Source organism: Kosakonia oryzendophytica, assembly GCF_900094925.1.
Classification (GTDB): Bacteria; Pseudomonadota; Gammaproteobacteria; order Enterobacterales; family Enterobacteriaceae; genus Kosakonia; species Kosakonia oryzendophytica.
This window is the reverse complement of record NZ_FMAY01000022.1, coordinates 1-21,661: the sequence shown is the minus strand read 5'-3', so window position 1 is coordinate 21,661 and position 21,661 is coordinate 1. Positions and strand designations below refer to the sequence as shown.

The following is a 21,661-nucleotide window of genomic DNA, read 5'->3' as shown; positions in this document are numbered from 1 at the left end:
TCAATGAAGCTGAAAAGCAAATTGTACAAAGCGGCGACACCATATGACGCTTCTGTAAGCACACCAGCTTTAGTTCCACGCCCTCTTTGCGATTTCCAGGAGGAGATCAGAGAGTCCAGTAAGAATGCCACTCCCCTCGCGCTGAGGTTAAACGCAATCAACTGGAGCTTGCGTGAAGTAGTTGCGCGGTGCCGATATTATGCAGTAAGTCCGTATCTGGTTCACTTTTTCCGCGCCACTTCTCAGGCTGAACGTGGTGCGCAAGTAAAGTCGAATACATTAACGATGAATTTCAGCAAAGCCAGGGATAAGGCAAATACAGATTGGGGAGATGGAACTCCGGCGACTTTCCATGAACAGAGATCCTTATCGGAACGGTTATATAAGGAACAAGGTGTGGATACCAAGAAGTTGCTGGGGCATAAATCCCAGCAACAAACAGACCGTTATAATGATGATAGAGGAAAGGATTGGTCTTATATCTTAAGTTGAAAAAATATAATACCGTTGCATATGAATATTAATTATTTCCACGATGTGTCTGCAAGAAGTCGCACTTGATTTTTAGAAAGAAGCTTATTTACAGGGAAGTCTGTAAAAAGTCCATGGGACTCGATCGCCATTTTTATTTGCTTCCCCTGCGAACAAAATGAATAATAAAACATCATTATTAGCTCATAATTAGATAGTTGTGATTTTAGAAAATAAAAATAATCATTCTTAGCTTCTTTTGATATATCTGCACGCTCTACGAAGTGAACGATACTTACAAAATACCTATAATAATGAGCAAGTAAATGCGTACGCGCCGAGAAGAATGAATTACAAACTTGTTTATAATGCAGAGTCGCCTTTTTAGGGTCATCCAATAATTTCATGTTTTCATCATTTTTTATAATATTCAGCAAATCCTCATAATACTTAACAAAAACAATCCTCCCGGAATAATGTTCAAAATGGGTAGAACCCTTCTCTTTTGAATCATTTGATACTGTATCTTTAAAGACCATATCAGCAATAATATTCTGAAGATTATTTATCAAATGGAAAAAAGTATTTTCAAAAGAAGCTAGTTTTTCTTTCTTTTCCTTACATTCCATCTCTTTTTCAAGCCGAGCTATCTCCTCTTTTTGAAGCTGAAGAGTTTGATATACCCCCCAAAATGCCAGTGCTGAACATAAAGCTGTTACGGGGCCAAAAGTGTCACCCAAACTACCTAAAGAACTAACTAGAGCAATTTTAGTTTTATGAAGAAGAATAATCAGTACCGCATAAAATATGAAAAATATAAGTAACCATAAAAACTTGTTATTAATTTTCATTTTTGGTCTCGTTTTGATAACTTGTTTTGATAATTTTTTGATAACCGTTCAGTTGTTAATAATAAAAAACGGGAACCATCAGGCTCCCGTTGTTGTTTAACCCGCAAGGCGGGTTACATGTTCGCGATAATCGCGTCGCCAAACTCTGAACATTTCAGCAGTTTAGCGCCTTCCATCAGACGTTCGAAATCGTAGGTCACAGTTTTGGCGTTAATCGCGCCGCTCATGCCTTTAACGATCAGGTCAGCCGCTTCAACCCAACCCATGTGGCGCAGCATCATTTCTGCGGAGAGGATCACGGAACCCGGGTTCACTTTGTCCTGACCTGCATATTTCGGCGCGGTACCGTGGGTCGCTTCGAACAGAGCGCACTCGTCGCCAATGTTCGCGCCCGGGGCGATACCAATACCACCAACCTGCGCCGCCAGGGCATCAGAAATGTAGTCACCGTTCAGGTTCATACAGGCGATAACGTCATATTCAGCCGGACGCAGCAGGATCTGTTGCAGGAACGCATCGGCAATCACATCTTTAATGATGATCTCTTTGCCGGTTTTCGGATTTTTGATTTTCTGCCACGGACCGCCGTCGATCAGCTCACCACCAAACTCTTCACGCGCCAGCTGGTAGCCCCAGTCTTTAAACGCACCTTCGGTGAACTTCATGATGTTGCCTTTGTGCACCAGCGTCACAGAGTCGCGATCGTTAGTGATAGCGTACTCAATCGCCGCACGCACCAGGCGTTTGGTGCCTTCTTCGGAACACGGTTTAATACCAATACCGCAATGTTCCGGGAAGCGAATTTTCTTCACGCCCATCTCTTCACGCAAGAATTTGATCACTTTTTCCGCATCGGCAGAGTCCGCTTTCCACTCAATACCGGCGTAAATGTCTTCTGAGTTTTCACGGAAGATAACCATATCGGTCAGTTCAGGGTGTTTAACCGGGCTCGGGGTGCCCTGGTAGTAACGTACCGGACGCAGGCAGATGTAGAGATCCAGCTCCTGACGCAGTGCAACGTTCAGAGAACGGATACCGCCGCCAACCGGCGTCGTCAGAGGGCCTTTGATGGCAACACGGTAATCACGAATCAGATCGAGTGTTTCAGGCGGCAGCCAGACATCCTGGCCGTAAACATGGGTAGATTTCTCACCGGTGTAAATTTCCATCCAGGAAATTTTACGCTCGCCCTTGTAGGCTTTTTCCACAGCGGCATCAACCACTTTCAGCATTGCCGGGGTCACGTCAACACCGATACCGTCGCCTTCAATGAACGGGATAATCGGGTTATTCGGAACGTTGAGCTTGCCATTTTGCAGGGTGATCTTGCTACCTTCCGCCGGAACAACTACTTTGCTTTCCATTCACCTCTCCTTCGAGCGCTTCTGGTTGTTTTGCTCGTTGACTTCATGCCGGGGCGCTCAGACTGCGTCCGCTCACCTGTTACGTGAATCACACAGAGCAAACCGTTTTTTGTTAATGAATTGTAATGAGCCCATCAATACTAACCGATAGTTGGGTTCCATGAAAGGCAATCGTGATTCAGCTATAATGCGGCAATTGATAATCACTGAAAATACCATGAACAAAACTTCTTTTAGAAATCACCGGGTTGAGCGATTCAGCTCGCGACAAGCCACCAGACCCGAACGGAAAAACCAGCCAAAACGTGTGATTTTATTCAATAAACCCTACGATGTTTTGCCGCAATTCACTGACGAAGCCGGGCGCAGCACGCTGAAAGATTTTATTCCCGTAGAAGGCGTTTATGCTGCCGGGCGGCTTGACCGCGACAGTGAAGGATTACTGGTGTTGACCAACGATGGCGCATTACAGGCGCGCCTCACGCAACCTGGCAAACGCACCGGCAAGATCTATTATGTGCAGGTTGAAGGTGAACCAACCGAAGAGGCCATTAATGCGTTGCGTAATGGTGTTGACCTGAACGATGGTCCGACGCTTCCCGCAGGTGTTGAACGGGTCGATGAACCAGAGTGGTTGTGGCCGCGTAACCCGCCAATCCGTGAACGGAAGTCCATTCCCACCAGTTGGCTGAAAATTACCCTCTATGAAGGGCGTAATCGCCAGGTGCGGAGAATGACGGCGCACGTCGGGTTCCCTACTCTGCGGCTTATCCGTTACGCTATGGGGATTTACACGCTGGATAACCTCGCCAACGGTGAATGGCGAGATGCTTAATCTTATAAGGGAGTAGTGATGCTGAAACCCCACGTAACCGTTGCCTGCGTCGTACATGCGCAGGGAAAATTTTTAGTGGTTGAAGAGACGATTCGCGGCAAAGCCCTGTGGAACCAGCCAGCAGGCCATCTGGAAGCCAACGAAACCCTGACGCAGGCTGCCGCCCGCGAACTGTGGGAAGAGACAGGCATTCGCGCTGAACCACAACATTTTCTTAGAATGCATCAGTGGATAGCGCGCGATCGCACGCCGTTTCTGCGCTTTTTGTTTGCGATTGAGCTTAACGAAATGTGCGCCACTGAACCCCACGATAGCGATATCGATCGCTGCCATTGGGTCTCGGCCGAAGAGATCTTTTCTGCGACAAACCTGCGCTCACCGCTGGTTGCGGAAAGCATTCGGTGTTATCAGAACTGCCCGCGTTTGCCCCTGGAAACTATCGCAGCATTTAACTGGCCGTTTACAGGGGATGCCTGAGCCGCCAGCCCGTGATAGAATACGCCGCCCTGAAGTTATACGTCGTGAGTATTCTATGTCTGATAGCCCAAAAAAAGTGATCGTCGGTATGTCCGGCGGTGTCGACTCTTCCGTTTCCGCTTACCTGTTGCAACAACAGGGTTATAACGTGGAAGGCCTGTTCATGAAGAACTGGGAAGAGGATGACGGCGAAGAATACTGCACCGCTGCAGCGGATTTGGCCGATGCGCAGGCCGTTTGTGACAAACTCGGCATCGAGCTGCACACCGTCAATTTCGCCGCAGAATACTGGGACAACGTCTTCGAGCATTTCCTGGCTGAATACAAAGCCGGGCGCACGCCGAACCCCGATATTCTCTGCAACAAAGAGATCAAATTTAAAGCGTTCCTTGAGTTTGCCGCCGAAGATCTCGGCGCGGACTATATTGCCACCGGTCACTACGTGCGCCGCGCCGATGTGGACGGCAAAAGCCGCCTGCTGCGCGGTCTTGATGGCAATAAGGATCAGAGCTACTTCCTGTATACCTTAGGTCACGAGCAGATCGCGCAAAGTCTGTTCCCGGTCGGTGAGCTGGAAAAACCGCAAGTGCGTAAAATCGCCGAAGATCTGGGCCTGGCAACCGCGAAGAAAAAAGACTCTACCGGTATCTGCTTTATTGGCGAACGTAAATTCCGCGAATTCCTTGGTCGTTACCTGCCGGCGCAGCCCGGTAAAATCCTCACCGTCGAGGGTGAAGAGATCGGCGAGCACCAGGGTCTGATGTACCATACTCTTGGTCAGCGTAAAGGCCTGGGTATCGGCGGGACCAAAGACGGCAGCGAAGAGCCGTGGTATGTGGTCGATAAAGACGTGGAAAAGAATATCCTGATTGTCGCGCAAGGTCATGAGCATCCTCGCCTGATGTCCGTGGGGCTTATCGCACAGCAACTGCACTGGGTGGATCGCGAACCGCTACAGGGCACACTGCGTTGTACGGTGAAAACCCGTTACCGTCAGGAAGATATTCCCTGCACCGTAACCGTGCTGGACGCCGACCGTATCGACGTGCGTTTTGACAACCCGGTTTCGGCCGTCACGCCAGGCCAGTCCGCTGTGTTCTATAGCGGTGAAGTGTGCCTGGGTGGCGGTATTATCGAGCAGCGTCTGCCGCTGCCCCTGTAATACAGAGTCAATAAAACCGGACTGGCGAAAGCCCGCGCAATGGTTGCAATGCGGGTCAAAAAAGGAGTGAGTGTGGCGAAGAACTATTACGACATTACCCTGGCGCTGGCAGGCATTTGCCAGTCTGCACGTCTGGTGCAACAACTGGCGCACCAGGGGCATTGTGACAGCGACGCGCTGCATGTCTCGCTGAACAGCGTGATTGATCTGAACCCGGACTCCACGCTTGGCGTCTTTGGCGGCAGCGAAACCAATCTGCGCACCGGGCTGGAAACGCTGCTTGGCGTACTGAATGCCAGCAGTCGCCAGGGTCTCAATGCCGAACTGACCCGCTATACCTTAAGTATGATGGTGCTGGAGCGTAAACTTGCCGGTAATAAACAGGCAATGGATACGCTCGGTAACCGCATCGCCAGTTTGCAACGCCAGCTTGAGCACTTCGATCTGCAATCAGACACGCTGCTCAGCGCCATGGCGGCAATATATGTTGATGTCATCAGCCCACTGGGACCACGTATTCAGGTCACCGGTTCACCCGCGGTGCTGCAAAGCCCGCAGGTACAGGCAAAAGTCCGCGCCACTCTGCTGGCCGGGATCCGCGCTGCGGTGCTCTGGCACCAGGTCGGCGGCGGTCGCCTGCAATTGATGTTGTCCCGAAATCGCCTGTCGACCCAGGCCAAAAACATTCTTGCTCATTGTTAACCTCCCGGAGTTGTGACTTATGGAATTATCCTCACTGACCGCCGTTTCCCCTGTCGATGGACGCTACGGCGATAAAGTCAGCGCGCTGCGCGGGATCTTCAGCGAATACGGTTTGCTGAAATTTCGTGTCCAGGTAGAAGTGCGCTGGCTGCAAAAACTGGCGACTCATGCGGCGATCAAGGAAGTTCCTGCTTTTACTGACCACGCAAACGGTTTCCTCGATAAAATCGTCGACGGCTTCAGTGAAGAAGATGCGCTTCGCATTAAAACCATCGAGCGCACCACGAACCACGATGTCAAAGCGGTTGAATATTTTCTGAAAGAAAAAGTCGCGGAACTCCCTGAGCTGCATGCAGTTTCCGAATTTATCCATTTCGCCTGCACCTCAGAAGATATCAATAACCTCTCTCACGCCCTGATGCTGAAAACCGCCCGTGATGAGGTGATCCTGCCGTACTGGCGCCAGCTTATCGACGCGGTAAAAGCGCTGGCGGTGCAGTATCGCGATATCCCGCTGCTCTCCCGTACCCACGGTCAGCCAGCCACGCCGTCGACCATTGGTAAAGAGATGGCGAACGTCGCTTACCGTATGGAACGCCAGTTCCGTCAGTTAAACCAGGTGGAAATCCTTGGTAAAATCAACGGCGCAGTGGGCAACTATAACGCCCATATCGCGGCTTACCCGGAAGTGGACTGGCATCAGTTCAGCGAAGAGTTTGTCACCTCACTGGGGATCCAGTGGAACCCGTATACCACGCAGATCGAGCCGCACGACTATATTGCAGAGTTGTTTGACTGCATGGCGCGTTTCAACACCATTCTGATCGATTTTGACCGAGATATCTGGGGTTACATTGCTCTGAATCACTTCAAGCAAAAAACCATTGCTGGTGAAATCGGCTCTTCTACCATGCCGCACAAAGTCAATCCGATTGATTTTGAAAACTCAGAAGGCAACCTGGGTCTTTCTAACGCAGTATTGCAGCATCTGGCCAGCAAACTGCCTGTCTCCCGCTGGCAACGCGATCTGACCGACTCCACCGTACTGCGTAATCTTGGCGTGGGCGTGGGTTATGCGCTGATTGCCTACCAGTCAACGCTGAAAGGCGTGAGCAAACTGGAAGTGAACCGCGATCGCCTGCTGGACGAACTGGATCACAACTGGGAAGTTCTGGCGGAGCCGATCCAGACCGTGATGCGCCGCTACGGCATTGAGAAGCCTTATGAAAAACTCAAAGAGCTGACCCGCGGTAAACGCGTTGACGCGGAAGGCATGAAGCAGTTTATCGATGGTCTTGCACTGCCGGAAGACGAAAAAACCCGCCTGAAAGCGATGACCCCGGCCAACTATATTGGTCGCGCCATCACCATGGTCGACGAGCTCAAATAATCGACTGTGGGCCGCTCACCCTCTTTTCCTCGGAAAAGAGGGTTTCTTACTTCTACGGTTTAATAAATGTTTATCCCTCCTGCACCACAATCAGCGTTAGACTGAATTCATCAAAAACTTAAGGAGAGTTCTGACGATGCGCATACTGGTTGTGGAGGACAATGCCCTGCTGCGTCACCATTTAAAAGTGCAGCTACAGGAGCTGGGGCATCAAGTGGATGCGGCGGAAGATGCCAGGGAAGCCGATTATTTTCTTAATGAACATATTCCTGATATCGCCATTGTCGATCTCGGTTTACCGGACGAAGACGGGCTGTCGTTGATCCGTCGCTGGCGCAGCCATGACGTCACCCTGCCCGTTCTGGTGCTGACCGCTCGTGAAGGCTGGCAGGATAAAGTTGAAGTATTGAGTGCTGGCGCGGATGACTACGTTACCAAACCGTTCCACATTGAAGAAGTCGTTGCCCGCATTCAGGCGCTGATGCGCCGCAACAGCGGCCTCGCGTCTCAGTTGATCTCTATGCCGCCATTTCAGGTGGACCTCTCCCGTCGCGAGTTGTCGATTAACGACGATGTGATAAAACTCACGGCATTCGAGTACACCATTATGGAAACGCTGATCCGCAATAGCGGTAAAGTGGTGAGCAAAGATTCATTGATGCTTCAGCTCTACCCTGATGCAGAGTTACGTGAGAGCCATACCATTGATGTGCTGATGGGACGTTTGCGCAAAAAAATCCAGACACAGTATCCGGAAGATGTGATCACCACGGTGCGCGGTCAGGGCTACCTCTTCGAATTACCTAAATGAGACGCGTGTTGCGACACCTCCTGCCGCTTTCCCTGCGGGTCCGTTTTTTACTTGCCACCGCAGCGGTGGTGATGGTGCTTTCCCTCGCTTATGGCATGGTGGCGCTGGTGGGTTACAGTGTCAGTTTCGACAAGACCACCTTCCGTCTGCTGCGGGGAGAGAGCAACCTGTTTTATACGCTGGCAAAATGGGAAAACAATCGGCTCAGCGTTGATCTCCCGGAAAACCTCAATCTGCAAAGCCCAACCATGGCGCTGATCTACGACCAGAACGGCAAACTGATCTGGTCCCAGCGGGATGTTCCCTGGCTGGAAAACAGTATCGACCCTGACTGGCTGCGGACAAATGGCTTTCATGAAATTGAAGCGGATATTGATGCCAGCAGAACACTGATTGATGACGATCACTCCGTTGCTGAAGAGCTGAAAGAGATCCGCGAAGATGACAGCAGTTCTGAGATGACACACTCTGTCGCGGTCAATATCTACCCGGCCACCAGCCGTATGCCGCAATTAACCATTGTGGTGATCGATACCATTCCGATTGAGCTGAAACGCTCTTATATGGTGTGGAGCTGGTTTGTCTATGTGCTGGCCGCAAACCTGTTATTGGTGGTTCCGCTGTTGTGGCTGGCGGCGTGGTGGAGTTTACGTCCCATTGAAGCGCTGGCCCGTGAAGTCCGCGAACTGGAAGAGCATCACCGCGAACAGCTTAATCCGGAGACCACTCGCGAACTGACCAGTCTGGTTCGCAATCTTAACCGCCTGCTGAAAAGTGAGCGCGATCGGTATGACAAGTACCGCACCACACTCACTGATCTCACTCACAGTCTGAAAACGCCACTGGCAGTGTTGCAAAGCACGTTGCGATCGCTACGCAGCGAGAAGATGAGCGTCTCCGATGCCGAACCGGTGATGCTGGAACAGATCAGCCGTATCTCGCAGCAGATTGGTTACTACCTGCATCGCGCCACGATGCGCGGCAGTAGCGGCCTGCTCAGCCGGGAACTGCATCCCGTTGCGCCGTTGCTCGACAGCCTGACCTCGGCGCTGAACAAGGTTTACCAACGCAAAGGCGTCAACATTACCGTCGATATCTCACCGGAAATCAGTTTTGTCGGTGAGAAAAATGACTTTATGGAAGTGATGGGCAATTTGCTGGATAACGCCTGCAAATACTGTCTTGAATTTGTCGAGATTTCGGCCCGGCAAACAGACGACACGCTGCATATTATCGTCGAAGATGATGGTCCGGGCATTCCCGCTGCCAAGCGCGAGGTGGTTTTTGATCGCGGGCAACGCGCTGATACGCTGCGCCCGGGACAGGGCGTCGGGCTTTCCGTTGCCCGGGAAATTGTCGACCAGTATGAAGGGCAGATAATCACCGCAGAGAGTTTACTGGGCGGCGCCAAAATGGAAGTGATCTTTGGCCGACAACAGGCGGCGATCGCTGGCGACTGAACGCTATCGGCATTACTATAATCCTTTATTCAGCCACTGATAATTTGCCGGAAACGCATATGGACTATCACGTAGAAATAGACTGGCCAGACTTTATTCAACGCTACTGGCAAAAACGCCCGGTAGTGCTGAAACGTGGGATTAAAAATTTCATCGATCCCATCAGCCCGGACGAACTGGCAGGACTGGCAATGGAAAATGAGGTGGACAGCCGTCTGGTCAGCCATCTTGACGGTAAATGGCAGGTGGGCCACGGTCCTTTCGAAAGCTATGATCACCTGGGCGAAAGCAACTGGTCGCTGTTAGTGCAGGCCGTCAACCACTGGCATCAACCTGCTGCCGCACTGATGCGCCCGTTCCGCGTGCTCCCGGACTGGCGTACCGATGATCTGATGATCTCCTTCTCGGTGCCTGGCGGCGGCGTGGGCCCGCATCTCGATCAGTACGACGTGTTTATCATTCAGGGTACCGGTCGCCGTCGCTGGCGCGTCGGCGAAAAAACGCCGATGAAACAGCACTGCCCCCACCCGGACTTACTGCAGGTCGATCCGTTTGAGGCGCTCATTGATGAAGAGCTGGAGCCGGGCGATATCCTGTATATTCCGCCGGGATTCCCGCATGAAGGCTATTCGTTGGAGAATTCACTGAACTACTCTGTGGGTTTCCGTGCCCCCAGCGGCCGTGAATTGATCAGCGGGTTTGCTGATTACGTTCTGCAACGCGAACTGGGCGGTCAGCGCTATAGCGATCCGGATGTTCCACAGCGCGCCCACCCGGCGGATATTCTGCCGGAAGAGCTGGATAAGTTGCGCGACATGATGCTGGGACTGATCAATCAGCCGGAGCAGTTTAAAGAGTGGATGGGCGAATTTATTTCCCAGTCACGCCACGAACTGGATATCGCGCCCCCTGAGCCGCCCTATCAGCCGGATGAAATTTACGATGCGCTGAAACAGGGTGACAAGCTGGTGCGTCTTGGCGGTTTACGCGTGTTGCGTATTGGTGATGACGTGTTCGCCAACGGCGAGCGGATCAACTCGCCACACCGCCCGGCGCTTGAAGCGCTGGCAAGTCATATCGTATTGCAGGGTGAGATGTTTGGCGATGCACTGGATGATCCCTCTTTCCTCGCAATGCTCGCCGCACTGGTCAACAGCGGTTACTGGTTCTTCGAAGATTAATACCTGACCGCCTGCTTATCCGGCCTGCGACATCTCTCACGCAGGCCGGATAAGACATGTATTTCGCCGTCAGGCAGCGCAGGCTACTCCCCTTTCGCCGTCAGCTCAGCAATTCGCACAATCACCTGCACGGCTTTCTCCATGCCTTCCAGCGTCACAAACTCGTGCTTGCCGTGGTAGTTATAACCGCCGGTAAACAGGTTCGGGCAGGGTAATCCCATAAAGGAGAGCTGTGCGCCGTCGGTCCCACCGCGAATCGGTTTCAGCTCCGGTTCAATATCGCAGTCGCGCATAGCCTGCTGGGCGATTTCGAGAATATGCGGATGCTCTACCACTTTCTCACGCATATTGTAGTAGCTGTCTTCGATCACCAGTTCGATATAACAATCCGGATGCAGCCCTTTGCCCACTTTTTTGGCAATCTCCATCATCTTACGTTTACGTGTTTCAAACATCTTGCGGTCAAAATCACGGATGATGTAGTGCATGTCGGCGCGTTCAACGGTGCCTTTAATGCTGGTGAGATGATAGAAGCCTTCATAGCCCTCGGTGTTTTCCGGACTCTCCTCTTCCGGCACCAGTGCATGAATACGGCTGGCCAGCGTCAGCGCGTTAACCATTACCCCTTTCGCCGTACCGGGGTGGACATTATTACCGACAATTTTGATGTTCACCGACGCGGCGTTAAAGTTTTCAAACTCCAGCTCGCCAACGCCGCCGCCATCGACGGTATAGGCCCATTTTGCGCCGAAGCCTTCCACATCGAAATGTTTCGCGCCCTTACCCACTTCCTCATCAGGGGTAAACGCCACGCAAATATCGCCGTGGGGAATGTTTTTCTTCTTCAATACCGCCAGCGCCGTCATGATCTCCGCCACCCCGGCTTTATCATCCGCGCCAAGCAATGTTTTGCCATCCGTGGTGATCAGCGTCTGCCCAAGCAACTGGTGCAGCACCGGAAACATCACCGGCGACAGGATCTCATCGCCAATGCCCAGCGCGATATCGCCACCGCGATAATTTTCAAGGATTTGCGGATTCACATTCTTGCCGCTGCAATCCGGCGAGGTATCCACATGGGAAATAAAACCGATGGCAGGTACTGGCGTTTGCACATTTGACGGCAACACCGCCATCACCGTGCCTTTATCGCTTAATGTGACATTTTCCAGCCCCATCTCCGTCAGCTGGTTCTGAAGTAAACGCAGGAGTTTCCACTGCCCGTCAGTGCTGGGCACCTGCCGGACGCCGGGCTTTGATTGAGTATCCAGAGAAACGTACTGCAAAAAACGCTCTAATAATTTGTCCATGAAGCCACCCCCACAAAATGTCACAACATTATCAATAAGCGTGAAAAGACAAATATTGCGTCAGGTCACTTTTACCCCGTAAACGAGAATATTTTCAAAATTACGGCCCACGTAATTAACCGTAGCCCGGAAATTCCCCCTCCGTTCGACGAAAATACGACAACGATTGGCGATTTCACCGCTTTGCCGTAGAATGCCAGCCCTTAAATCGTGCACAACCCAAAGGTGGTTAACCACAAACCCCGCATCCGATAAGCCTTTCGATGCGTCGACATGGGACAGAGTCAAAAATTGAACACACAACCGCGTTCGCGTTCACCGCTTGTGCAGCTTGCGGGTATTCGCAAAAGCTTTGATGGCAAAAATGTCATTTCCGATTTTAACCTCACCATCAATAACGGCGAATTTCTGACGCTGCTGGGTCCTTCCGGCTGCGGTAAAACGACAGTTCTGCGCCTGATCGCCGGGCTGGAAAGTGTCGATGTCGGCCATATCCACCTCGATGCCGAAGATATCACGCACGTTGCAGCGGAACACCGCCACGTCAATACCGTTTTTCAGAGCTACGCGCTTTTCCCCCATATGACGGTGTTTGACAACGTGGCCTTTGGTCTGCGCATGCAAAAAACCCCGGCACAAGAGATAACCCCACGCGTCATGGATGCGCTGCGAATGGTGCAACTCGACGCCTTTGCCCAGCGTAAACCGCATCAACTCTCCGGCGGGCAACAACAGCGTGTCGCCATCGCCCGCGCGGTGGTCAATAAACCGCGTTTACTGTTGTTAGATGAATCGCTCTCCGCGCTGGATTACAAACTGCGTAAGCAGATGCAAAACGAACTGAAAGCGCTGCAACGTAAGCTGGGTATTACCTTTGTTTTTGTCACCCACGATCAGGAAGAAGCCCTGACAATGTCAGACCGCATTGTGGTGATGCGCGAAGGCCGCATTGAGCAGGATGGTACGCCCCGTGAAATCTATGAAGAGCCGAAGAACCTGTTTGTCGCCAGCTTTATCGGCGAAATCAATATTTTCAGCGCCACGGTGATTGAGCGTGTCGATGCACACCGCGTGCGCGCCAGCGTCGAAGGCCGCGAATGCCATATTCACGTTAACTTCCCGGTGGAACAAGGCCAGCCGTTAAACGTACTGCTGCGCCCGGAAGATTTGCGTGTCGAAGAGATCCACGACGTGGGCGACGCAGAAGGTCTGATCGGCTACGTTCGTGAGCGCAACTACAAAGGGATGACGCTGGAATCCATGGTGGAGCTGGAAAACGGCAAGATGGTGATGGTTAGTGAGTTCTTTAATGAAGACGATCCGGATTTTGACCACTCGCTGGACCAGAAAATGGCCATAACCTGGGTAGAAAGCTGGGAGGTCGTGCTGGCTGATGAAGAGTACCAGTAAATTCCAGAATGGGGTGATCGCCACTATCGTCAGTTGGCTTGTGCTGTTTGTTTTCCTGCCGAATGTGATGATCATCGCCACCAGCTTTCTGACCCGCGACGATGCGCATTTCGTCCAATGGGTTTTCACGCTGGATAACTATACGCGTCTGCTCGATCCGCTCTATTTCGACGTGCTGCTGCACTCCCTGAACATGGCGGCGATCGCCACGCTGTCCTGCCTGGTATTGGGTTACCCTTTTGCCTGGTTCCTGGCGAAACTGCCCGCGAAGGTGCGCCCGCTGCTGCTGTTTCTGCTGATTGTTCCCTTCTGGACCAACTCACTTATCCGCATCTACGGACTGAAGATTTTCCTCAGCACCAAAGGGTATCTCAATGCCTTCCTGCTGTGGCTGGGGGTCATCGATGAGCCGCTGCGCATTATGTTTACCCCGGTCGCGGTGATTATCGGTCTGGTCTACATTTTGCTGCCATTTATGGTAATGCCGCTCTACTCCAGCATCGAGAAGCTCGATAAACCGCTGCTGGAAGCGGCAAAAGATCTCGGGGCCGGCAAACTGCAAACCTTCATTCGCATTATTATCCCGCTGACGATGCCCGGGATAATTGCCGGTTGCCTGCTGGTGATGCTGCCGGCCATGGGGCTGTTCTATGTTGCGGATTTGATGGGCGGGGCGAAAAATTTGCTGGTCGGTAACGTGATTAAAAGCCAGTTCCTCAATATTCGTGACTGGCCATTCGGCTCCGCCACCAGCATCACGCTGACCGTGGTGATGGGGCTGATGCTGCTGGTGTACTGGCGTGCTGCGCGATTGCTGAACAAAAAAGCAACGGATTTAGGCGAGTAACGTTGACTGTCATTGGATGAACCATGATGCTGGCATGCGCTTTACTTCGCGGTAAATGGCATGCCATTCAAGGTACTATCCGTGCCTTGTTGCCATTAAACTGCGGTGTCAGTAAAGTTTTTGCTCAATATTGTCACCCGCATCAACGACCCGCCAAATCTTCCAGTTTCCATTTTCCTTGCGGGTCCAAACCTGCAGATGCGCATGTTCGCTATTCTGCTGCCCAAGCCAGACATCCAGTTTCATACTTTGCCCATCCGGAGACGCCGGGGAAACGTTTATAGTTTTCTCCCACCCGGGGAACGCATCCTGCGCGTAGGTAAAATAATCGGCCATCAGTAACTCTTGCTCCGGCATCGTATAAATTTCATCCATACGCTTAAGTAACGTCGCCGATACCCATTTATTCATTTGTTCCATTTTGATGATGTTATCTGGCGAAACATCGTGATTAATTTCGTGCAGATAAAATGCGTAGAACGCCGTGACATTTTTCTGAATATCGGTCTCTGTTGTGGCGCTGGCAAAAGGGAAATAAGCCGCCAACAGCAATGAAATGAGCAATCGCATCCGTTTTTCCTGTCAATCACATAAGAGGGGTGGCATCTTCGATGGCCATTCCCCGGCTTCAATCGCCCGACGAGTGAACGTTGCACAAGACCCGATAGATTTCGGGCCTGCGTGCTTCACCGGGCCATCACTATTTCAGGCGATGGAAATTTTTTAAAAATAATGGGCGTAAACGCCAGGATATAACATCAGGCCAGGCGACAATAAACGAAAGTCAGCTCATTTTAAACAGGAACCGCAGGCAAGCGCGGTGTTTCCACACCACCGTGTTTATGGCCGCCATCAGGAGATAAAACGCCCTCAACACCGCAACGCAATAACGTTGCGGGTTGTCCGACACAGGTAAAGTTCGTCATTTACGTGGGAGTTTTTCCCGATCGCAAAACAAAGTGTTGTAAAATGCGCGGCCTCAAACGACGGCCGACGGCCAGTCAGTGTTGGTGAACCAGGCTAGAGGTGGCAAAAAGTGATAATTTTCACATCACTGGAATCGAACAATTTGCTGAAGAAAAAGGTGGAACGCGCATGATTGGTCGACTGCTGCGCGGCGGTTTTATGACCGCTATTTACGCGTATCTGTATATTCCGATCATCATTCTGATCGTCAACTCGTTTAATCAGTCGCGCTTTGGCATTAACTGGCAGGGGTTCTCCACCGAGTGGTATCGCCTGTTGATGAACAACGACAGTCTGCTGCAAGCCGCGCAACACTCGCTGACGATGGCCGTACTCTCCGCCACCTTTGCCACCCTGATTGGCTCGCTGACAGCCGTTGCGCTCTACCGCTACCGTTTTCGCGGTAAACCGTTTGTCAGCGGTATGCTGTTTGTGGTGATGATGTCGCCGGATATCGTCATGGCCATTTCGCTACTGGTGCTGTTTATGCTGCTGGGCATTCAGCTCGGGTTCTGGTCATTGCTGTTTTCGCATATCACCTTCTGCCTGCCATTTGTGGTGGTGACAGTCTTCTCGCGCCTGAAAGGTTTTGATGTGCGCATGCTGGAAGCCGCCAAAGATCTGGGTGCCAGCGAAGTGACTATTCTGCGCAAAATCATCCTGCCGCTGGCGATGCCTGCTGTTGCAGCCGGTTGGTTGCTGAGCTTCACCCTGTCGATGGACGACGTGGTGGTTTCGTCCTTCGTTACCGGTCCGGGCTATGAAATTCTGCCCTTAAAAATCTATTCCATGGTCAAGGTGGGCGTGTCGCCGGAAGTCAACGCGCTGGCCACCATTCTGTTAGTGCTGTCGCTGGTGCTGGTGATTGCCAGCCAGCTGATTGCACGTGATAAAACCAAAACTCAGGGGACGTAAGATAATGAAAAAATGGTCACGCCACCTGCTGGCAGCGGGAGCTCTCGCCATCGGCATGAGCGCCGCGCATGCGGACGACAACAAAACGCTCTATTTCTACAACTGGACCGAGTATGTGCCGCCCGGCCTGCTGGAGCAGTTCACTAAAGAGACCGGCATCAAGGTTATCTATTCGACCTATGAATCGAATGAAACCATGTACGCCAAGCTCAAAACCTATAAAGAAGGCGCATACGACCTGGTCGTGCCGTCCACCTACTTCGTGGATAAGATGCGCAAAGAGGGCATGATCCAGAAGATCGACAAAACGAAGCTGACCCACTTCAATAACCTCGATCCGCAGATGCTCAACAAACCGTTTGACCCCAATAACGACTACTCCATCCCTTATATCTGGGGAGCCACCGCGATTGGCGTCAATGGCGACGCGATCGATCCGAAAACCGTGACCCGCTGGGCCGATCTGTGGAAACCGGAATACAAGGGCAGTCTGCTGCTGACGGATGATGCACGTGAAGTGTTCCAGATGGCGCTGCGCAAGCTGGGTTACTCCGGCAATACCACCGATCCCAAAGAGATTGAAGCGGCCTATAACGAGCTGAAAAAACTGATGCCAAACGTCGCGGCGTTCAACTCAGACAACCCCGCCAACCCCTATATGGAAGGCGAAGTGAATCTGGGAATGGTGTGGAACGGTTCGGCGTATGTGGCGCGTCAGGCAGGGACGCAACTGGATGTCGTCTGGCCTCAGGAAGGGGGGATTTTCTGGATGGATAGCCTGGCGATCCCGGCAAATGCGAAAAACGTCGACGGGGCGCTGAAGCTTATCAACTTCCTGCTGCGCCCGGAGATTGCCAAACAAGTGGCGGAAACCATCGGCTACCCAACGCCGAACCTGGCCGCGCGTAAGCTGCTGAAACCGGAAGTAGCGAACGATAAGTCCCTCTATCCGGATGCAGAAACACTCAGTAAGGGCGAGTGGCAAAATGATGTCGGCAGTGCCAGCGCCCTTTACGAAGAGTATTACCAGAAGTTAAAAGCCGGGCGTTGAGTCCGTATCCAATAGCGCTGACGCTTATCCGGCCTGTGGGATCCCAGGCCGGATAAGGCGCGGCCCTAACGTTTTAACGTCAGTCTTAACCCTGGCTGCGCATTTTCCGCCGCCAGTTGCCAGCCATGCGCCAGCGCAATCTCGTGGCAAATCGCCAGCCCTAACCCTGCCCCGCTATCCCGCCGGTGCGCACCGCGCCAGAAGCGTGAAAACAGCAATGGCAACGCGTCCTGCGTCACGCCCGGCCCATAATCCCGCACCGTGATACATCCGGCAGTGATTTCCGTACGCACATCCGACTCGGCGGGAGCATGCTGAATGGCATTCTCCATCAGGTTTTTGAGCAAGGTAAACAAGGCGCCACGATCGGCATGCCACATCACCGCCTCATCACTCACGACAAGCGACAGGCTGACATGCACCTCTTCCGCAATCGGCTGTAAAAATTGCAGGCTATCCCGGGTCACTTCCGCCACATCAAGCGGAACAAAATGGTAGCTCAGCGGCTCACTGGCTTCGGCGAGCAGCAGAAGTTGCTGAACCTGGCGCGCCAGATGTTCCACCTGCATCAGCAGCGGCTCACGCACACCGGCGCGGTCATCCATCAACTCCAGTTCTGCCCTTAATAACGTCAGCGGCGTTTTTAACTCATGGGCGGCTTTCGCCAGAAAATCCTGCTGACTGCGATACCCCTTCTCCAGCCGCGCCAGCGCCTGGTTAAAGCTGTCGATGAGCGGGAGGATCTCCCCCGGCATGCCCTGGGTTTGCAGGCGGGCATCCAGCGATCGCGGGGAGATCATTGCCGCGTCCGCAGATGCCTGACGCAAAGGTCGGAGGGAATATTTCAGCGTTATCCACGCGCAAAACCCAAACACCACCAGCAGCACAAGGCTGAAAAGCTCAATGCCAAAGCGGATAAACGGTAGCGCAAACCCACGGTGCAGGAAATCAATGATCCGCGAGCTGGCCGTCATCTGAATAAACCCGCGTCGGCCCTGGTGGCTATACGGTGCGGTCACGCCATCATACACCACGCCATTACGCGTAAAGCTAAAGCTCCCTTCCTGCGGCGCGGTAATGCGCGCTATCGGCGGCCAGGCCTGCGCCCCCGGCGACATCAGCATGACCCGCCCTTTCTCGTCGAGGATCCGGTACGCGACATCCTCAGACAGACTCTGATAAATCCACAGCGGGTACTGGTCGCCCTGCGTGAACCCGATCGGATCCCCGTGTTGGTCAAACTGCAATGCCCTCGCCAGCGCTTGCGTATAGTCCGTCAGATCCATTCCCGGCAGGCGCTCTTTGACCACCATGCCGGTCAGTATCAGCAGACCAATGCTCAATAGCGCACCGGCAATAAACGCCAGTAAAATCTTCAGCGCCAGACTATTCAGCCAGCGCTTTTTCACGGATGGCATAGCCCAGCCCTCTGAGGTTGACAATCTGTAAGTGGGAGCCAATTGCATGCAGCTTGCGCCGGAGTCGGTGTAAGGCGACATCCAGCGCATTTGGCGTAACCGTATCACTTAGCCCCCACCCTGCCGCTTCCATCCGGTTGCGCCGCACTACACCGCCCTGTTTACGCACCAGCGCCAGCATGATCTGCAACTCGGCAGGCGCCAGCGCGATACTCTGCTGCCCACACTGCATGACACCAGACTCTGGCAATAAGGTAATGTCTCCCCATGCCGGGTGCAGCGACTGATGCTCCACAGGACGACGCAACAACGCGCGCACGCGAGCCACCAGTTCCTCCATCGCAAAGGGTTTGGCGAGATAATCATCCGCCCCGGCTTCCAGCCCTTCAACGCGGTCGTGCAGGGCATCGCGGGCAGTGAGGATCAGGCAGGGAACCGCAATCTGCACCTGGCGCAAACGTTGTAATAGCAGTAGACCATCGCCATCGGGCAACCCCCGGTCGAGCACCAAGCCCTGGTAGGAAACCTGCCGGATAGCCGCCCAGGCCGTATCGGCGCGGCTGACGAGATCGGCGGCGATACCGGCCGACGCCAGCCCTTTGGCAATCAGCCGAGCCAGATGCTCGTGATCTTCAATTAACAATATTCGGCTCATCAGAACGCGTACATGTAGCTCATAAAGAGGCGGTTTTCATTGGTCCTGTCCACCAGCGGGCTGTCCTTAATGTCCGACGCCAGCAGCGTCGCTTGTACATCCACCATGAAAATATGGTGTTCGTTAAATTGCCAACGGCCATTGAGACCAATCTCGGTGTTCAGCGCAGCGCGTCCTTGCCAGGCAGGCCGCCATGCACGCGCCTCATCATCCCGTACGCCGTAGTAGTAATCCACGTAGTGGCTGTCATAGCGGTTGGCGACAATACGCGGCGTCAGCGTAAACCCTTCGCCGAACTGCCAGCCTCGCTCCGCACCCAGGCGTAAGCGCTGCCCTTTACTGTTGCCGGAAAGGTCATGCGTCCAGTCAGCGAACACATTGGCCAGCGGGTTCTGCCATTCCACGCCCGCGCCGCCCCAAAACCCACCTTTGCGTTTAGCCATCCCGTGCAGAATGGCGGCATCATCAGCCGCGTAACCTGCGCCATCATAGCGGACGATTAGACCGGTTGTTAGCCGCTGAGTTTCACTGAACGGTAGCGCGGGTAATTTGAGCTCCGCAGAGAGTCCTGCAAAGCGAAAGTGGTCGTTTTCATAGTGTAAAACGGGGAGCGGCGTGTATTCGCGATCAATACCGGTATAGGGCTTTTGCGTACTCACCACGCCAACACCCAAACCGAACTGGCTGGCGTCGTCAGCCGCAGCATTAAAGGACACAGACAGCAAACCCGTAAGAATAATGTGACGTGATACAACAGCCATGATAACGCTCCCGTTGGCAATGAAAGCGCATTATCAGCAGCGTTTGCTTACGGGGAACTTACTGGCGGAAGAAATGCCGGATAAGGCGAAGCCGCTATCCGGCAAGGGGGTTACATCACGGTTTTCGCCGTGTCGACAATGTTTTCTACGCTAAAGCCATACATCGCGAATAACTGCTCAGCCGGCGCCGACTCACCGAAGGTGGTCATGCCCACTACCGCGCCGTTCAGGCCCACGTATTTGTACCAGAAATCGGCAATACCGGCTTCAATCGCCACACGTGCAGAGACGGCTTTCGGCAGAACGGATTCACGGTACGCCGCATCCTGTTTGTCGAACGCGTCGGTGGACGGCATGGAGACCACGCGCGCCTTCACGCCTTCAGCAGTCAGTTTTTCCCACGCCGACACCGCCAGCTCCACTTCAGAGCCGGTGGCAATCAGGATCAGCTGCGGCTGACCAGCGCAATCCTTCAGCACGTACGCACCGCGGGCAATATCCGCCAGCTGTTGCGCCGTACGCTCCTGCTGCGCCAGGTTCTGACGGGAGAGGATCAGCGCCGTCGGGCCGTCGGCACGTTCCACGCCGTATTTCCACGCCACCGCGGATTCCACCTGATCACACGGACGCCAGGTGCTGACGTTCGGGGTCAGGCGCAGGGAAGCCACCTGCTCCACCGGCTGGTGCGTCGGGCCGTCTTCGCCCAGACCGATGGAGTCGTGGGTGTAGACCAGCACCTGACGCTGTTTCATCAGCGCCGCCATACGCACCGCGTTACGGGCATATTCGACGAACATCAGGAAGGTGGAGGTGTACGGCAGGAAACCGCCGTGCAGGGTGATGCCGTTGGCAATCGCGGTCATACCGAACTCGCGCACGCCGTAATGGATGTAGTTGCCGGCAGTGTCTTCGTTGATGGCTTTCGAACCGGACCACAGGGTCAGGTTGCTTGGCGCCAGGTCAGCAGAGCCGCCAAGGAATTCAGGCAGCAGCGGACCAAAGGCTTCGATGGCATTCTGTGAGGCTTTACGGCTGGCGATTTTCGCCGGACTGGCCTGCAGTTTCTCCACAAAAGCCTGCGCTTTGGCGTCGAAGTCAGAGGGCAGCTCACCCTTCATACGGCGGGTAAATTCGGCAGCTTCCTGCGGGAAGGCTTTCGCGTAAGCCGCGAATTTCTCGTTCCACGCAGCTTCTTTCGCCTGGCCAGCTTCTTTCGCATCCCACTGGGCATAGATGTCAGACGGAATTTCAAAGGCCGGGTGTTTCCAGCCCAGCGCTTCGCGGGTCAGGGCGATTTCTGCATCACCCAGTGGCGCGCCGTGGGAATCATGGGTACCGGCTTTGTTCGGCGAACCGAAACCGATGATGGTTTTGCACATCAGCAGCGACGGTTTGTCCGTCACGCTGCGCGCTTCTTCTACCGCGCGTTTGATAGCGTTTGCGTCGTGACCGTCCACCCCGCGCACCACGTGCCAGCCGTAGGCTTCAAAGCGTTTCGCGGTATCGTCGGTGAACCAGCCCTCAACGTGACCGTCGATGGAGATGCCGTTGTCATCGTAGAACGCCACCAGTTTGCCCAGTTTCAGGGTACCGGCCAGCGAGCAGGCTTCATGGGAGATACCTT

General features: G+C 53.4%; 20 protein-coding genes and 1 pseudogene. 13 read left to right on the top strand and 8 right to left on the bottom strand.

All coding sequences use genetic code 11. The features are described 5' to 3' along the window. Positions 1-108: 108 nt before the first annotated feature. Positions 109-492: pseudogene (locus GA0061071_RS22705) on the top strand (tyrosine-type recombinase/integrase); the annotation flags it as partial. 32 nt (positions 493-524) lie between these two features. Here the strand turns inward: GA0061071_RS22705 and GA0061071_RS22700 are convergent. Beyond that, positions 525-1,322 (bottom strand): putative phage abortive infection protein, encoded by a 798-nt coding sequence (locus GA0061071_RS22700; protein WP_088236498.1) that lies wholly within the window; start codon positions 1,320-1,322, stop codon positions 525-527. Between the two features lie 113 nt (positions 1,323-1,435). Next, the gene (gene icd / locus GA0061071_RS22695) at positions 1,436-2,686 is read right to left on the bottom strand and encodes an NADP-dependent isocitrate dehydrogenase (protein ID WP_061494935.1); all 1,251 of its coding nucleotides are present in this window, start codon (positions 2,684-2,686) and stop codon (positions 1,436-1,438) included. A 187-nt stretch (positions 2,687-2,873) separates the two neighbouring features. Here icd and rluE point away from each other — a divergent pair, with 187 nt between their 5' ends. The 8 genes from rluE (at position 2,874) to GA0061071_RS22655 (ending at position 10,704) form a co-directional block, all read left to right on the top strand. Further along, positions 2,874-3,521 (top strand): 23S rRNA pseudouridine(2457) synthase RluE, encoded by a 648-nt coding sequence (rluE, locus tag GA0061071_RS22690; protein ID WP_088236497.1) that lies wholly within the window; start codon positions 2,874-2,876, stop codon positions 3,519-3,521. 18 nt (positions 3,522-3,539) lie between these two features. After that, positions 3,540-3,998 (top strand): NUDIX hydrolase, encoded by a 459-nt coding sequence (locus GA0061071_RS22685; protein ID WP_061494931.1) that lies wholly within the window; start codon positions 3,540-3,542, stop codon positions 3,996-3,998. 55 nt (positions 3,999-4,053) lie between these two features. Continuing rightward, positions 4,054-5,160, top strand: a complete 1,107-nt coding sequence (gene mnmA, locus GA0061071_RS22680; RefSeq protein ID WP_088236496.1) for a tRNA 2-thiouridine(34) synthase MnmA — start codon at positions 4,054-4,056, stop codon at positions 5,158-5,160. Positions 5,161-5,232: 72 nt separating this feature from the next. Further along, positions 5,233-5,862: a high frequency lysogenization protein HflD gene (gene hflD, locus GA0061071_RS22675; protein WP_061494927.1), complete on the top strand. Its 630-nt coding sequence runs from the start codon at positions 5,233-5,235 to the stop codon at positions 5,860-5,862. Positions 5,863-5,881: 19 nt separating this feature from the next. Further along, positions 5,882-7,252 carry an adenylosuccinate lyase gene (purB, locus tag GA0061071_RS22670; protein WP_061494925.1) on the top strand — a complete coding sequence of 457 codons (1,371 nt, stop codon included), beginning with the start codon at positions 5,882-5,884 and terminating at the stop codon, positions 7,250-7,252. A 136-nt stretch (positions 7,253-7,388) separates the two neighbouring features. After that, positions 7,389-8,063 carry a two-component system response regulator PhoP gene (gene phoP / locus GA0061071_RS22665; protein ID WP_061494923.1) on the top strand — a complete coding sequence of 225 codons (675 nt, stop codon included), beginning with the start codon at positions 7,389-7,391 and terminating at the stop codon, positions 8,061-8,063. Continuing rightward, on the top strand, positions 8,060-9,523 hold the full coding sequence (phoQ, locus tag GA0061071_RS22660; protein ID WP_061494921.1) for a two-component system sensor histidine kinase PhoQ: 1,464 nt from the start codon (positions 8,060-8,062) through the stop codon (positions 9,521-9,523). Before phoP ends, phoQ begins: the two co-directional genes overlap by 4 nt. A gap of 59 nt (positions 9,524-9,582) precedes the next feature. Next, on the top strand, positions 9,583-10,704 hold the full coding sequence (locus GA0061071_RS22655) for a ribosomal protein uL16 3-hydroxylase (RefSeq protein ID WP_088236495.1): 1,122 nt from the start codon (positions 9,583-9,585) through the stop codon (positions 10,702-10,704). A gap of 83 nt (positions 10,705-10,787) precedes the next feature. Here GA0061071_RS22655 and pepT read toward each other — a convergent pair whose 3' ends face one another. Next, the gene (gene pepT, locus GA0061071_RS22650) at positions 10,788-12,014 is read right to left on the bottom strand and encodes a peptidase T (RefSeq protein WP_061494917.1); all 1,227 of its coding nucleotides are present in this window, start codon (positions 12,012-12,014) and stop codon (positions 10,788-10,790) included. A 273-nt stretch (positions 12,015-12,287) separates the two neighbouring features. On the opposite strand from pepT, the gene potA reads away from it, so the two are divergent. Together potA and potB are read left to right on the top strand one after the other, a co-directional pair. Beyond that, on the top strand, positions 12,288-13,424 hold the full coding sequence (gene potA, locus GA0061071_RS22645; protein ID WP_088236494.1) for a spermidine/putrescine ABC transporter ATP-binding protein PotA: 1,137 nt from the start codon (positions 12,288-12,290) through the stop codon (positions 13,422-13,424). Further along, complete coding sequence (potB, locus tag GA0061071_RS22640) at positions 13,408-14,271, top strand: spermidine/putrescine ABC transporter permease PotB (RefSeq protein WP_088236493.1); 864 nt, start codon at positions 13,408-13,410, stop codon at positions 14,269-14,271. Before potA ends, potB begins: the two co-directional genes overlap by 17 nt. 108 nt (positions 14,272-14,379) lie before the next feature. On the opposite strand, the gene GA0061071_RS22635 is transcribed toward potB, so the two are convergent. Next, positions 14,380-14,841, bottom strand: a complete 462-nt coding sequence (locus GA0061071_RS22635) for a DUF3828 domain-containing protein (RefSeq protein ID WP_088236492.1) — start codon at positions 14,839-14,841, stop codon at positions 14,380-14,382. A gap of 525 nt (positions 14,842-15,366) precedes the next feature. Here GA0061071_RS22635 and potC point away from each other — a divergent pair. Beyond that, on the top strand, positions 15,367-16,152 hold the full coding sequence (gene potC / locus GA0061071_RS22630) for a spermidine/putrescine ABC transporter permease PotC (RefSeq protein ID WP_061494907.1): 786 nt from the start codon (positions 15,367-15,369) through the stop codon (positions 16,150-16,152). A 4-nt stretch (positions 16,153-16,156) separates the two neighbouring features. Continuing rightward, entirely contained in the window at positions 16,157-17,203 is a 1,047-nt protein-coding gene (gene potD, locus GA0061071_RS22625) for a spermidine/putrescine ABC transporter substrate-binding protein PotD (protein ID WP_061494905.1), read from the top strand. A gap of 65 nt (positions 17,204-17,268) precedes the next feature. On the opposite strand, the gene GA0061071_RS22620 is transcribed toward potD, so the two are convergent. From GA0061071_RS22620 to tkt, 4 genes are all read right to left on the bottom strand, one after another. Continuing rightward, positions 17,269-18,621: an ATP-binding protein gene (locus GA0061071_RS22620; RefSeq protein ID WP_088236491.1), complete on the bottom strand. Its 1,353-nt coding sequence runs from the start codon at positions 18,619-18,621 to the stop codon at positions 17,269-17,271. After that, positions 18,590-19,276 (bottom strand): response regulator transcription factor, encoded by a 687-nt coding sequence (locus tag GA0061071_RS22615; RefSeq protein ID WP_088236490.1) that lies wholly within the window; start codon positions 19,274-19,276, stop codon positions 18,590-18,592. Before GA0061071_RS22615 ends, GA0061071_RS22620 begins: the two co-directional genes overlap by 32 nt. Further along, entirely contained in the window at positions 19,276-20,037 is a 762-nt protein-coding gene (locus tag GA0061071_RS22610) for a MipA/OmpV family protein (RefSeq protein ID WP_088236489.1), read from the bottom strand. The genes GA0061071_RS22615 and GA0061071_RS22610 overlap by 1 nt, the downstream gene beginning before the upstream one ends. A gap of 110 nt (positions 20,038-20,147) precedes the next feature. Then, positions 20,148-21,661 (bottom strand): transketolase (tkt, locus tag GA0061071_RS22605; protein WP_090269466.1); only part of this gene is annotated, 1,514 nt, incomplete at its 5' end.